General features: G+C 70.8%; 11 protein-coding genes and 1 tRNA gene. 2 read left to right on the top strand and 10 right to left on the bottom strand.

Features of this window, described 5'->3' with window-relative positions; genetic code table 11:
- Positions 1 to 18 precede the first annotated feature (18 nt).
- From K0817_RS08675 to K0817_RS08665, 3 genes are read right to left on the bottom strand one after another with little or no spacing between them, the layout of a single operon-like run.
- The gene (locus tag K0817_RS08675; protein ID WP_219981072.1) at positions 19 to 2,085 is read right to left on the bottom strand and encodes a fructose-specific PTS transporter subunit EIIC; all 2,067 of its coding nucleotides are present in this window, start codon (positions 2,083 to 2,085) and stop codon (positions 19 to 21) included.
- Between the two features lie 31 nt (positions 2,086 to 2,116).
- A complete protein-coding gene (locus tag K0817_RS08670) occupies positions 2,117 to 3,055 on the bottom strand; it encodes a 1-phosphofructokinase (protein ID WP_219981071.1) in 939 nt (312 codons plus the stop codon).
- Complete coding sequence (locus tag K0817_RS08665) at positions 3,052 to 3,831, bottom strand: DeoR/GlpR family DNA-binding transcription regulator (protein ID WP_219981070.1); 780 nt, start codon at positions 3,829 to 3,831, stop codon at positions 3,052 to 3,054. Before K0817_RS08665 ends, K0817_RS08670 begins: the two co-directional genes overlap by 4 nt.
- A 75-nt stretch (positions 3,832 to 3,906) precedes the next feature.
- On the opposite strand from K0817_RS08665, the gene K0817_RS08660 reads away from it, so the two are divergent.
- Positions 3,907 to 4,833: an aminoglycoside phosphotransferase family protein gene (locus K0817_RS08660; protein WP_219981069.1), complete on the top strand. Its 927-nt coding sequence runs from the start codon at positions 3,907 to 3,909 to the stop codon at positions 4,831 to 4,833.
- An 81-nt stretch (positions 4,834 to 4,914) separates the two neighbouring features.
- On the opposite strand, the gene K0817_RS08655 is transcribed toward K0817_RS08660, so the two are convergent.
- The 3 genes from K0817_RS08655 to K0817_RS08645 form a co-directional block, all read right to left on the bottom strand.
- Positions 4,915 to 4,986, bottom strand: a tRNA-Gln gene (locus K0817_RS08655).
- Positions 4,987 to 5,055: 69 nt separating this feature from the next.
- Complete coding sequence (gene gltX, locus K0817_RS08650; protein WP_219981068.1) at positions 5,056 to 6,585, bottom strand: glutamate--tRNA ligase; 1,530 nt, start codon at positions 6,583 to 6,585, stop codon at positions 5,056 to 5,058.
- 11 nt (positions 6,586 to 6,596) lie between these two features.
- Complete coding sequence (locus K0817_RS08645; RefSeq protein WP_374209536.1) at positions 6,597 to 7,580, bottom strand: LysR family transcriptional regulator; 984 nt, start codon at positions 7,578 to 7,580, stop codon at positions 6,597 to 6,599.
- Between the two features lie 82 nt (positions 7,581 to 7,662).
- Between K0817_RS08645 and K0817_RS08640 the strand changes: the two genes are divergently transcribed.
- A complete protein-coding gene (locus tag K0817_RS08640) occupies positions 7,663 to 8,733 on the top strand; it encodes an aminotransferase class V-fold PLP-dependent enzyme (RefSeq protein ID WP_219981066.1) in 1,071 nt (356 codons plus the stop codon).
- A gap of 26 nt (positions 8,734 to 8,759) precedes the next feature.
- On the opposite strand, the gene K0817_RS08635 is transcribed toward K0817_RS08640, so the two are convergent.
- From K0817_RS08635 to K0817_RS08620, 4 genes are all read right to left on the bottom strand, one after another.
- Entirely contained in the window at positions 8,760 to 10,058 is a 1,299-nt protein-coding gene (locus tag K0817_RS08635; protein WP_219981065.1) for an MFS transporter, read from the bottom strand.
- Between the two features lie 8 nt (positions 10,059 to 10,066).
- Positions 10,067 to 10,834, bottom strand: coding sequence for a fumarylacetoacetate hydrolase family protein (locus tag K0817_RS08630; protein ID WP_219981064.1), 768 nt, complete (start codon positions 10,832 to 10,834; stop codon positions 10,067 to 10,069).
- 9 nt (positions 10,835 to 10,843) lie between these two features.
- A complete protein-coding gene (locus K0817_RS08625; RefSeq protein ID WP_219981063.1) occupies positions 10,844 to 11,950 on the bottom strand; it encodes a branched-chain amino acid aminotransferase in 1,107 nt (368 codons plus the stop codon).
- Positions 11,951 to 12,013: 63 nt separating this feature from the next.
- On the bottom strand, positions 12,014 to 13,096 hold the full coding sequence (locus K0817_RS08620) for a 3-isopropylmalate dehydrogenase (protein ID WP_219981062.1): 1,083 nt from the start codon (positions 13,094 to 13,096) through the stop codon (positions 12,014 to 12,016).
- Between the last annotated feature and the right edge of the window lie 6 nt (positions 13,097 to 13,102).

Below are 13,102 nucleotides of genomic sequence, written 5' to 3'. Positions count from 1 at the left end.
TTCTCGGATGTCGGTCGGTTACGCGGGGACGGCTTCGAACGGCGCTTCGGCCTGCTCGAGCTCCTTGCGGCCGACCCACTTCTTGAGTGCGATGACCAGCAGCGCTGTCACGACGGTACCGGCGGCGATGGCGACGAGGAAGCCCCAGAACGGGTTGATCGCGAACCAGACGAACGCACCGCCGTGCGGAGCGAGCGACTGGACGCCGAACGCCATGCTGAGCGCGCCGGTGACGGCGCCGCCCACCATGGAGGCCGGGATGACGCGGAGCGGGTCGGCCGCCGCGAACGGGATCGCTCCCTCGCTGATGAACGCTGCGCCGAGCAGCCACGCCGCCTTGCCGTTCTCCCGCTCCACCGGCGGGAACAGTCCGCGCGCGATCACCGTGGACGCCAGCGCCATCGCCAGTGGCGGGACCATGCCCGCTGCCATGACCGCGCCCATGATGAGGTACGGCGTGGGGTTGTCTGCCGTGGCGGCTGCCAGGCCCGCGACCGCGAACGCGTACGCGACCTTGTTGATGGGTCCGCCGAGATCGAAGCACATCATGAGCCCCAGCACCACGCCGACGGCGACGATGCCCGCGGTGCCTGCCAGATCGGTCAGCCACACATCGAGCCATTCCATGAGGGTCGCGATCGGCCGGCCGAGGAACAGCACCATGAGACCAGATGCCACGATGGACGCCAGGAGCGGGATGATCGCGACGGGCATGAGGCCCCGCAGCCAGCGCGGGACGCGCCAGGTTCCGATCCACCACGCCGTCAGGCCTGCGAGCAGACCGCCGACGATGCCGCCGATGAAGCCGGCGTTCATGAGGACGGCGACCGCACCGGCGACGAAGCCGGGGGCGATACCGGGCCGGTCGGCGATGGCGAACGCGATGTAGCCCGCGAGAGCCGACACCAGGAAGCCCATCGATGTCGCGCCGATCATGAAGAGAACCGAGCCGAGGTACTGGCCCAGCGGACCGAAGTCCGACGTGATGTTCTCGGTGGGAAGGTCCCACAGCGAGTTCTGAACGATGACGGTCGCGGCGTTCTCGGTGACGAGGTAGCCGCCGAGGAGGAAGCCGAGAGCGATGAGCAGGCCACCGCCGGCGACGAACGGGATCATGTAGCTGACGCCGGTGAGCAGGATGCGCTGGATGCGCGCGCCCCACGACAGCGTCTCGGCCGGCGCCGCCGATACCGCGCCGGCGTCGCCGCCCACGCGGGCCGCGGCCGGGTCGCCGGCGGCGGCGATCGCCTCGGCGATCAGCCGGTCGGGCTGCTCGATGCCACGCTTCACCCCTGCGCGCACGACTGGCTTGCCGGCGAAGCGCTGCGGCTCGCGCACGTCGACGTCGGTGGCGAAGATCACCGCGTCCGCGTTGCGGATCACGTCGGCCGGCAGCGCCTGGTAGCCGCTGGAGCCCTGCGGCTCGACGGACACGTCGACGCCGGCGTTCCGTCCCGCCGCCGTGAGGGCATCCGCCGCCATGAATGTGTGGGCGATGCCTGTTGCGCAGGCCGTCACGGCGACGATCCGCGCCGGGCGGCCGTCGATGGACAGGCCCGATACCTCGGCAGTCGGCGCGGAGGCATCCGGAGTCTGCTCGGCCGTGGTGCTCGCCGCGGGGCTCACCGGCGTCGACTCGCCGATCGCCTCGCGCACGACCGCCACGACGGCGTCGGCGTCGTTCGCGGCGCGCAGAGCCGCGGTGAATTCGGCCTGCATCAAGCTGCGCGCAAGCTTCGACAGCACGGCGAGGTGCGCTTCGGCGGCGTCGGCCGGCGCGGCGATGAGGAAGACGAGGTCGGCGGGGCCGTCCGGGGCGCCGAAGTCCACGCCCGGGGTGAGCCGGGCGAACGCGAGCGACGCGGTCATGACCGCCGCGCTCTTGGCATGCGGGATCGCGATGCCGCCGGGCAGGCCGGTCTCGTCCTTCTCTTCGCGGGCCCAGGCGTCGTCGAAGAGCGCCTCGACGTCGGTGGCGCGCCCCTCGGCGACCACACGGGCCGCCAGTGCGCGGATGACGGCGGCTTTGTCGTCGCCGAGGGCGGCGTCGAGGCTGACGAGCCCCGGGGTGATGGTGTCGGACACGATGACCTCCTGCGGTCGGTAGGTGAGGGGTTCAGGCCAGACGCGTGACGGGCACGTCGCCGAGCGGCAGGTCGGCCGGTGCCGGAGCCTGCGTGCCGGGAAGGGATGCCGCGGCCGCGCCGTAGCGGACGGCGAGGCGCAGCCGCTCGGCGGGGTCGGCGCCGCGCGCGTGCGCCAGGACGTAGCCGGCGAGCGAGCTGTCGCCGGCGCCGACGGTGCTGACGACGAGGATGGGCGGGGGCGTCGCCGCCCACGCGCCGTCGGGTTCGACCAGCAGCGCGCCACGCGAGCCGAGAGTGATCAGCGCGGCTCCGACCTGCGTCGGCACGATCGCGCGCGCGAGGTCGAAGATCTCGACGACGGCCGCGCCATGGAGTTCGGCTCCGACCAGGCCGGCCAGTTCTTCGTCGTTGGGCTTGATCAGGTCGGGCGCCCCGTCGGCGACTGCCGCGGCGAGGGCCGCGCCGGCGCCGTCGACGGCGATCAGCGGAGCATCGCCGTGCGCGCGGCGCACCGCGTGGATCACACGCGCGTAGAAGTCGTCGGGGACCCCGGGCGGAAGCGAGCCAGCGAGCACCAGCCATCGCGCACCCAGGGTGCGCGTCACCACCGCATCGATGACCTCGGCGACCTCATCCGCCGACAGCGTCGCGCCGGGCAGGTTGAGCTTGGTCGTCACCCCGGCAGGGTCGGTGATCGCGAGGTTGGCGCGCGCGTGGCCTCGCACCGGCACACGCTGGGACGTGAGGGGGCCCTCGCGTAGCGCCGCGTCGAACGGGTCGTCGTGTGCGAGCGGCAGAATCGCGACGCACTCCTCGCCTGCCGCGGCGATGGCACGAGCCACGTTGATGCCCTTTCCGCCGGCATCCTCTCTCGCCGAGGTCGCGGCCTGCACCTCGCCGGGGCGAAGCGGAGCGGGCAGGGTCACGGTGCGATCCAACGACGGATTGGCCGTCAATGTCACGATCATGCGAGCCACACCTCCACCTGAGCGTCCGCGAGGGCATCTGCCAGTTCGGCTTCGGGCGGGGCATCGGTGACGAGAACGTCGATGTCGCTGAGCGAAGCGAAGCCCACCAGCAGCTCGGCGCCGAGCTTGTCGGCGTCGGCGACGACCACGACGCGTCGGGCCGATCGTACGATCGCGTGCTTGACGGCAGCCTCGTCAGGGTCGGGGGTGCTCAGGCCGAAGCCTGCCGAGACGCCGTTCGTGCCGATGAAGGCCACGTCTGGGCGCAGGGCCTGGACCGCGCGCACGGTGTCTGCGCCGACGGCCGCCGCCGTGAGTCCGCGCACCCTGCCCCCGATGAGCGAGAGGGATGCCCCGGGCACCGCCGCCAGCGTGTGGCCGAGGGTGAGCGCGTGCGTGACGATCTCGATGCGCGCGTCAGCCAGTCGCGGGATCAGCGCGGAAGCGACCGCGGCGGTCGTCGTTCCGGCGTCGAGGAAGACCGATCCGCTGAAGTCCGCGCCGAGCGCATCGAGTGCGCGAAGCCCGATCGCCGCTTTCGCCCTGCCGTGATGCTGCTCGCGTTCGGCCAGCGACGGCTCTCGCGTGCTGGCGCGCTCGCGACCGACCGCTCCCCCGTGCACGCGGCGCAGTGCGCCGAGGGACTCGAGATGGTCGAGGTCGCGCCGGATGGTCTCGGTCGTGACATCGAAACGCTCGGCGAGTTCGACCACGCCGACCCGGCCCTGTGCGGTCAGCAGGCGCTCGATCTGCTCGTGGCGCTCCGTCGCGTACATCCGATGTGACCCTTCGTTGGATTCCCACACATTACAACACATTCCCACACAAACACAACAGGCTATCGTCGTCTGGTGCCTGACAAACCCGCCGCAGAGGTGCCGATCGACGCTCTTCTCATCCGCGCATTGCTCGACGCGCAGGCGCGGGACCAGATCCCGAACCCCGGCGCGCTGACGCTTGCCAAGGTCGCCGAGGGCTGGGACAGCGAGGTCTGGCGGCTCGGCGACACCCTGGCCGTTCGGCTCCCGAGACGCGAAGTGGCCGCTCCCCTGGTTCGCAACGAGCAGCTCGCGCTTCCGGGCATCGCCCGCCGGCTCACCGCGATCGGCGTGCGCGTACCGGAGCCGATCGTGGCGGGTGCGCCGGGTTCGGGGTTCCCGTGGGCGTGGTCGATCGTCCCGTGGATCGAGGGCGAGCGCGGGCTCGATGTGCCCCGGCCGCAGCGGACGGTATGGGCAGAGCCGCTGGCCTCCGCCATGCGCGCCCTCCACATCGAGGCGTCGGACGCCTTTCCGGTCAATCCGGTCCGCGGCCGTCCGCTGGCCACCCGCGACGCCGCCGTCACGCAGCGCATCGACGCGCTCGCCGACATCGGCACGCTTGACCCCGCATCCGCGTCCGCGTTGAGGTCGATCTGGCGCGCGGGCGTGTCGACGCCGGAATGGGGACGCCCGCCGGTGTGGATCCACGGCGACCTGCACCCCGGCAACATCGTGGCGCACGAGGGTGCGCTGGCGGGCATCATCGATTTCGGCGATGTCACCGCGGGCGACCCCGCGTACGATCTCGCCATTGCATGGTTGGCCTTCGATCAAGCGGGCCGGGCGCGCTTCGTCGCCGCGACGAGTGCGGCCTACGACGCCTCGACGTGGCGGCGTGCGCACGCGTGGGCAGCCGCCGTGTCACTCACTCTCCTGGCCCACAGCGACGACAACCCGGACTACTTCCGCTTGGGTCAGGATGCCGCGGCCGAAGTCCTCGCGCACGCGCCGAGGTGAGGCATCCGCCGGCCCTTGAAACAGCCCGTGTGTGATCGGACAAAAGCAAAACCCCCGGTGTGACCGGGGGTTTTCGCTCTGCTGGGGTACCTGGACTCGAACCAAGAACAACGGTACCAGAAACCGCCGTGTTGCCAATTACACCATACCCCAAGGCTGTCAGCCGAAGCCGTGCCGAGGAGCAAGTCTACGCGACCGCGGCACGTGCTCCAAACCGAGCAGTCAGCCGCGCGCGTCGACGAGTGCGGCGAGGCGGCGGATGGTCTCGGACTTGCCGAGCAGCTCCATCGACTCGAACAGCGGCGGCGACACACGCCTGCCGCTGAGGGCCACACGTAGCGGTCCGTAGGCGATGCGCGGCTTGAGTCCGAGTCCACCCTCGGACTCGGACGACACCAATGCCGAGGCGAGCGCCTCCTGCACGGCAGCCGTGGTGAACTCCGACTCGGGCACGAGCTCGAGCGCCGAGACGGACGCAACGAGCACCTCGCCCGCGTTCGCGGGCAGCGATGCCAGCGCGTCGTCCTGGTACGTCACGGCGTCGGTGAACAGGAAGCCCAGCAGCCCGGGAGCGTCGCCCAGCAGCTGCATCCGCTCCTGCACCAGCGGGGCCGCCGCGGTCAAGGTCGCCTGCTGGGTGGGCGTCGGCGGGTCCGACACGACTCCGGCGCCCGCAAGGTAAGGCACCAGCCGAGCGGCGAAGTCGGCGGGCTCCAGCATGCGGATGTGGTCACCGTTGATCGACTCGGCCTTCTTCTGATCGAACCGGGCCGGGTTGGGGTTCACGTCGGCGATGTCGAATGCCGCCACGAGCTCGTCGAGCGAGAACACGTCGCGGTCGGGACCGATCGACCAACCGAGCAGCGCGAGGTAGTTGAGCAGTCCCTCGTGGATGAAGCCTTTCTCGCGCTGCAGGAAGAGGTCCGCCTTCGGATCGCGCTTGGAGAGCTTCTTGTTGCCTTCCTCCCCCAGCACGAGCGGCATGTGCGCGAAGCGCGGGACGAAGCTCGTGACGCCGGCATCCACCAGTGCCCGGTACAGCGCGAGCTGGCGGGCGGTGGAAGGCATGAGGTCCTCGCCGCGGATGACGTGCGTGATCCCCATGAGCGCGTCGTCGACGGGGTTCACGAACGGATACAGCGGCACTCCCCCCGCGCGCACGAGCACGAAGTCCGGGAAGGACCCCGCCGGGAAGGTGACCTCGCCGCGGATCAGGTCGACGTACGTGAGGTCCTCGTCGGGGACGCGCAGGCGCCACGCCGGCTCGCGCCCCTCGGCACGGAACGCCGCCTTCTGCTCGTCGGTCAGGTCACGGTCGAAGTTGTCGTACCCGAGCTGCTTCGCCCGGCCATTGGCCTCGTTGCGGGCATCGATCTCTTCGGCGCTCGAGTAGCTCTCGTACACCGCTCCGGCCTCGACGAGCTTCGCAAGGACATCGCGGTAGATCTCGTGACGCTCGGACTGCCGGTATGGCGCGTGCGGACCGCCGACCTCGACGCCCTCGTCCCAGTCGATCCTCAGCCAGCGCAGCGCCTCGAGCAGCTGGAGGTAGCTCTCCTCGCTGTCGCGCGCCGCGTCGGTGTCTTCGATGCGGAAGATCAGCTTGCCGCCCTGGTGGCGCGCGTACGCCCAGTTGAACAGCACGGTGCGGATGAGGCCGACGTGCGGCAGGCCGGTGGGCGACGGGCAGAACCGCACGCGCACGTCGGCGCCGGTCGCGGTCGTGGTACGAGGATCAGGCGAAGAAGGCATCGCATCCCAGTCTAGGTGTGGGATGCCCCGCCCCCGAGGGCTCGAAGACCACCCGGACCGACCAGCCGCGACAGCGCGGCGAGCGTCGCCCGAACCGCGGGCACCCGCTCGGAACCGCGTGCGGTCACTGCGTGGAGGGTGCGCTGCTCGCCCTCCGGCAGAGGCACGATCGCCACCCCGGGCAGCTGCGGGAAGGACTCGACCGCCATGCGAGGAAGCGTCGCAACGCCGATGCCCTGCGCGACGAGGCCCTCGACCGCCACGAAGTTGTCGGTCTCGAACGCGATCCGCGGGGCGAAGCCGGCCCTGCCGCACAGCTCGAGCAGGTGGCCGCGGCAGCGCGGGCAGCCGGCTATCCAGTCGTCGTCGGCGAGCGTCGCCACGTCGACGACACCGCGGCCGACCGCGGGATGCGCGGCAGGCAGCACCGCGAGCAGATCGTCCGTGCCGAGAGCGCGCACCGCCAGCCCGCGGGCGCTGGAGCCATGCGGGTCCTCGCGATCGCCCGGATAGCTGAAAGTGAGCGCGATGTCGGTGCGGTCGTCCCGCACCGCTTGGACGGCCTCGGGCGGCTCGGCCTCGACGTAGGTGAGGGCGATACCCGGATGCTGCAGCGCAAGGTCCGCGAGAAGCCGCGGCACCACGGTGGGCGAGGCCGAGGGGAACGCCATCAGCCGCACACGTGCGGCGCGCAGACCGCGCAGATCCGCGAGCTCCCCCGCCGCGGCATCCAGCGCGGTCGTCACCACGCCCGCGTGCCGGGCCAGCACGCGTCCCGCCTCGGTGAGCCGCACGCCGCGTCCGACGCGCTCGACGAGCGCCACGCCCAGGCGCCGCTCCATCCGCCGCACCAGCTGGCTCACGGCGGGCTGGCTGTAGCCGAGCTGCGCGGCAGCCCGCGTGATGGAGCCCGTATCGGCGATGGCCTTCACCACGCGCAGGTCGCGGGCATCGAACCCCGGTTCCCCCGCTTCGAACACCCCGATGTCGCTCACCCGCAAATCATAATCATCTGTCATGCAAGTGATGCGATACCTGCCGTAGACGGGAGGTATCGCCGCGGCGCAGGCTGGACCCATGCCGGTCGCTCCCACCCCCCGGATCTCGCTCTCGCAGGCACGCGCCGCCTTCGTCGGCGGCGACGGCTACCTCGCAGCTTGCACGGTGGGGCTGCCGACCCGCGCAACCGTCGCGGCAGTCCGCGCCGACCTCGATTCCTCCGCGGCCGGGCGACCCGACATCGCCGCATACTCCGCCGCTGTCGAGCACTCCCGGGCGCTCTTCGCGTCTCTGGTCGTGGTGGCCCCGGAAAGGGTGGCCATCGGCTCGCAGGCCTCTGCGGCGGCCGCACTCGTCGCCGCCGCGCTGCCCGACGGCGCCGAGGTGCTGGTGCCGGACGGCGAGTTCTCGTCGATCGTGCTCCCTTTCGTGCACGCCGGGCGTGGCATCCACGTTCGGACGGCACCGCTTCAGGGCCTCGCGGAGGCCATCGGGGCGCAGACGCGTCTCGTGGCCTTCTCGGTGGTGCAATCCGCCACCGGGGAGGTGGCCGACGTCGATGCGATCATCGGAGCCGCCGCGCGTTGCGGCGCCATGACCCTGTGCGACGCCACCCAGGCCGTCGGATGGCTGCCGGTCGAGGCATCCCGCTTCGACGCGGTGATCTGCCACGCCTACAAGTGGCTGTGCTCCCCGCGGGGTGTCTCGTTCCTCACGGTGTCGGATCGGCTGGCCGACGTGATGCCCCCGCGCATGGCGGGCTGGTACGCCGGCGACGACCCGTGGGCGTCGTGCTACGGCGCCGGTGGCACGCTCGCCTCCGGTGCCCGGCGCTTCGATGTGTCACCGGCGTGGCAGGCGTTCGTGGGAGCGGCGCCTGCTCTCGAGCTCTTCGCCGCCCTCGACCCGGGATCGCTGCACGCGCACGTCACCGGGCTCGCTGCCGCCTTCCGCGCAGGCATGGGGTTGCCGCGGCCGCAGCACCCGTCGGCGATCGCGACGTGGAGCGATCCGGCAGGCGACGACCTCGCCCGGCTGACCGACTCCGGCATCGTGGCATCCGGTCGAGCCGGCCGCGCGCGCGTCGCGTTCCACGTCTTCAACGACGAGGCCGACGTCGACCGGGCGATCGCGGCGCTCCGCCCCTGACCGCCCGGCTCGCCGATCGACCCCGATCAGGGGTCCGGTGTCGCGCGGGGCGCCACGCGCAACCCGAGGGGTGACAACAGAAGGCTCGACACGACGAGGACGCCAACCACCAGCGCGAGGCCGCCGTAGCCGAGCCAGCCCAGCACGAGTCCGGCAAGGACTGCACCGCCCGCTCCCACGAGGCTCATGGCGAAGTCGCTGAACCCCTGCCGGCGCGTGCGACGCTCTTCGGACGAGGCCTCGGTCAGCAGCGTCGAGCCGGCGACCGTGGACGCACTCCAGCCCAGGCCCAGCAGGACGAGTCCGACCGTCACCGCCGCCGTGGACTCGGCGCCGAACGACGCGGTGAGCAGGGCTGCGGCAAGGAGCACCTGACCGATGAGGAGTGTCGGCACGCGGCCGAACCGGTCCGACATGATGCCGAAGACCGGCGACAGCGCGTACATGCCCGCGATGTGCAGGCTGAGGGTCAGACCGATGATCGCCAGCGACGCGCCGTGGTGCAGCAGGTGCACCGGGGTCATCGCCATGACCGACACCATCGTGCCGTGCGCGGCGGCGATCGCGAAGATCGCATACCGTGCCGCCACCGGACTGTCGGGCTTCACGAACGCGATGGCCATCTTGGGCGCAGCCGCGACCACGCGTTGCGCGAGGAGCAGCGGGTCGGGCCGAAGTGTCGTGAGATACACCGCGATCGCGATCAGCTGGGCGACGACGGTGAACAGGTAGGGGCCGGTCAACGGAGGCATGCCCACCGCGTCGCCGACCAGCTCTCCGGGACCGGTGAGATTCGGTCCCAGAACCGCGCCCACGGTGGTCGCCCACACCACGATCGACAGGTCGCGGCCGCGCGTCGCGTCGGTCGCGAGATCGGCTGCGGCGAAACGCGACTGCAGGTTGGCCGCCTGCCCCGCGCCGATCAGCAGGAACGAGCCGAGCAGCAGCGGGAAGGAGCCGGCTCCGACCGCTGCCACGACGACCACGACGCCGACGAGGGCGATCGCCATGCCGACGGTCAATGACAGGCGGCGGCCGCGCAGGCGCGCCAGGCGCGCCAGTGGAACAGCCGTGAGCGCCGTCCCCAGCGTGACCGCCGCCGCTGCGAGGCCCGAGAACGCCTCATCGCCCGACAGCTCCGCGGCCAGCACCGCGCCCAGCGACAACGTGGCGCCGAAGGCCAGCCCACCGAGCACCTGACCGAGCGAGAGAGCCCAGACCGTTCGCCGCTGGACGCGCGCGACCTCGGCGGGAGCGACGGACCGGTCGGCCGCCTCCGGCCCGCCGGCAGCAGCCGTGGCTGCATCCGGACCGATGCCGCTCATGACAGGCCTCAGGCGTTCCGCGCGGTGTTGCGCAGGATGCCCAGACCGCTGATCTCGACCTCCACGACGTCACCGGACACGATCTGGCCGACCCCCGCCGGCGTGCCGGTGAGGATGACGTCGCCAGGAAGCAGCGTGAAAGCCGCCGACGCGTACGCGATGACGTCCGCCAGCGAGAAGATCATGTCGCTGATGGGCGCCTGCTGGCGCACCTCGCCGTTCAGTCGAGTCGTCAGAGCCGCGCTGCCGTTCGGGTCGAAGTCCGTCTCGATGGCGGGGCCGAGCGGGCACGACGAGTCGAATCCCTTGGCCCGCGCCCACTGACCGTCGGACTTCTGCCAGTCACGCGCGGTCAGGTCGTTGGCGATCGTGTAGCCGAACACATAGTCCAGCGCGCTCTCGGCGGGGACGTTCTTCGCGATCCGACCGATGACGGCTGCCAGTTCGCCCTCGAAGCTGATGAACTCCGAGCCCCGCGGCAGCACGACGGCGTCCCCTGGTCCGACGACGGACGTGTTGGGCTTGAAGAACAGCATCGGCGCGTCGGGGACGTCGTTGCCGAGCTCTGCGGCGTGCTCGCGGTAGTTGCGCCCGACGCACACCACCTTTGACCGCGGGATCACGGGCGCGAGCAGCGCGACGTCGGCGAGCGGCACCCGCTCCCCCGTCGTGTCGTAGCCGGCGAACATGGGGTCACCGGCGAGGACGACCAGCTCGCCCTCGTCGACGATCCCGAATCTGATGGCGTCGTTGTGGCTGAAGCGCGCGATCCTCACCCGAAGACCCTATCCGTCGAGTCGGACGAGCCAGCCGTGCTTGTCGGGGCGGCGGCCGTACTGGATGTCGGTCAGTTCTTCGCGCAGCGACAGCGCGAGCTCTCCGATGGGCTGTTCGTCGACGAAGTCCTTGCCCTTCAGAAGGCCGATCGGCGTCACCACCGCCGCGGTGCCGCATGCGAAGACCTCGACGATGTCGCCGGAAGCCACGCCCTGTCGCCACTCGTCGAACGACACTGCGCGCCCTTCGATCTTGTGCCCGCGATCGGCGGCGAGCTGCAGAATCGAGTCGCGCGTGATGCCCTCGAGGATGGAGTCCGACTGCGGGGTGACCAGCGTGCCGTCCTTGTACACGAACACGACGTTCATACCGCCGAGCTCCTCGACGTTGCGGTCCTGGTCGAGGAAGACCACCTGATCGCATTCGTTCTCGTACGCCTCGGACTGCGGCAGCAGGCTCGCGGCGTAGTTGCCTCCGGTCTTTGCCGCTCCCGTGCCACCCTTGCCGGCCCGCGCGTAGTCCTCGCTGAGCCAGATCGACACCGGCTGCACGCCGCCCTTGAAGTAGGCGCCGGCGGGCGAGGCGATGACGTAGTACCCGACCTTGTGCGCGGGCCGCACACCCAGGAACGCTTCTTTGGCGAACATGAACGGGCGCAGGTACAGGCTCTGGTCGGCCCCGGACGGCACCCAGTCGCCGTCCACGGCGATGAGCTCGCGCAACGACTGGATGAAGTAGGTCACCGGCAACTCCGGCAGCGCGAGCCGCCGCGCCGACCGCTGCAGCCGTCGGCCGTTCTGGTCGGGCCGGAACGTGTGGATCGACCCATCGGCGTGCCGATAGGCCTTGATCCCTTCGAAGATCTCCTGCCCGTAGTGCAGGACCGCCGCGGCCGGATCCAGCGAGAGGGGGCCGTAGGGCTGCACGCGCGGACGGTGCCAGCCGCCCCCCACCGACCAGCAGACATCGACCATGTGGTCGGTGAAGCTCGTGCCGAAGCCAGGGTTGGTCAGGATCTCTTCGCGCTGCTGCGCGCTCTTGGCCTGCAGGTTGCGGTTGACGGTGAACTCGAGCGGGGCGAGTCCGGTGTCGGGGTCGGAGTCGATGAGGGTCATGACGAGCCTGTACTTTCGTGCGGATCGCATCCGCGGGTCGGTGGCGGCGCTGCTCGATCCAGGTTACGCCTGGAGGCGGGCGACGATGGTGTCGCCGATCTGCGCCGTGGTGCGGGCGGCCGGGTCCCGGCCGGCGAGATCCTCCTCGACAGCGGTGGTGACTCGCTGTGCTTCGTCGTGCAGCCCGAGGTGGTCGAGCAGGAGTGCGACGGAGAGGATGGCGGCCGTGGGATCGGCCTTCTGCTGGCCCGCGATGTCGGGCGCCGAACCGTGAACGGGCTCGAACATCGAGGGGAAGGCGCCGTCGGGGTTGATGTTGCCCGAGGCGGCGAGGCCGATGCCACCGGTGACGGCGCCGGCCAGGTCCGTGAGGATGTCGCCGAAGAGGTTGTCGGTGACGATCACGTCGAATCGGCCGGGGTTCGTGACCAGATAGATGGTGGCCGCATCGACGTGGACATAGTCTACGGTCACGTCGGGATGCTCTCGTGCGATCTCGTCGACGAGTCGCTTCCAGATGCCGCCCGCGTGCACCAGCACGTTGATCTTGTGCACCAGCGTCACCCGCTTCGAGCGGCGCTCGGCGAGGTCGAAGGCGTAGCGCACCACCCGCTCGACGCCGAACGCCGTGTTCACCGAGGTCTCGTTGGCGACCTCGTGCGGCGTTCCGGTACGGATGGAGCCGCCGTTGCCCACGTACGGGCCCTCGGTGCCCTCGCGGACGACCACGAAGTCGATGTCGCCGGGATCGGCGAGCGGCGCCTTCACACCGGGATACAGCTTCGACGGGCGGAGGTTCACGTAGTGGTCGAGCTCGAAGCGCAGCTTCAGCAGCATCCCGCGCTCGATGTTGGCGTCCTTCAGGCGGGGGTCGCCCGGCACGCCGCCCACGGCGCCCAGCAGGATCGCATCGTGTCCCTTGATGGCGGCGAGATCCGCATCGGTGAGCGTATCGCCCGTCTCGAGGAAGCGCGCGGCTCCGAGAGAGAAGCGCGTCTTGTCGAAATGGATGCCACTGCCCGCGGTGACCGCGTCGAGCACCTTCTCGGCTTCAGCGACGACCTCGGGGCCGATGCCGTCCCCGGGGATCACTGCCAGCTTCAGGCGCGAGTTTTCGTGCGGACGCGAGGGTACGGTGGGCGGCATGGCGGG

Origin of the sequence: Microbacterium sp. HD4P20 (genome assembly GCF_019449275.2) — a bacterium.
GTDB lineage: Bacteria > Actinomycetota > Actinomycetes > Actinomycetales > Microbacteriaceae > Microbacterium.
This window is presented reverse-complemented; position numbering and strand designations above follow the sequence as displayed.

What these genes read in the sequence shown, in the direction of transcription:
- K0817_RS08670 (WP_219981071.1), bottom strand. Translation starts at nt 3,055, where the DNA reads ATGATCGTGACATTGACGGCCAATCCGTCGTTGGATCGCACCGTGACC.
- K0817_RS08665 (WP_219981070.1), bottom strand. Translation starts at nt 3,831, where the DNA reads ATGTACGCGACGGAGCGCCACGAGCAGATCGAGCGCCTGCTGACCGCA.
- gltX (WP_219981068.1), bottom strand. Translation starts at nt 6,585, where the DNA reads ATGCCTTCTTCGCCTGATCCTCGTACCACGACCGCGACCGGCGCCGAC.
- K0817_RS08640 (WP_219981066.1), top strand. Translation starts at nt 7,663, where the DNA reads ATGCCGGTCGCTCCCACCCCCCGGATCTCGCTCTCGCAGGCACGCGCC.
- K0817_RS08635 (WP_219981065.1), bottom strand. Translation starts at nt 10,058, where the DNA reads ATGAGCGGCATCGGTCCGGATGCAGCCACGGCTGCTGCCGGCGGGCCG.
- K0817_RS08625 (WP_219981063.1), bottom strand. Translation starts at nt 11,950, where the DNA reads ATGACCCTCATCGACTCCGACCCCGACACCGGACTCGCCCCGCTCGAG.
- K0817_RS08620 (WP_219981062.1), bottom strand. Translation starts at nt 13,096, where the DNA reads ATGCCGCCCACCGTACCCTCGCGTCCGCACGAAAACTCGCGCCTGAAG.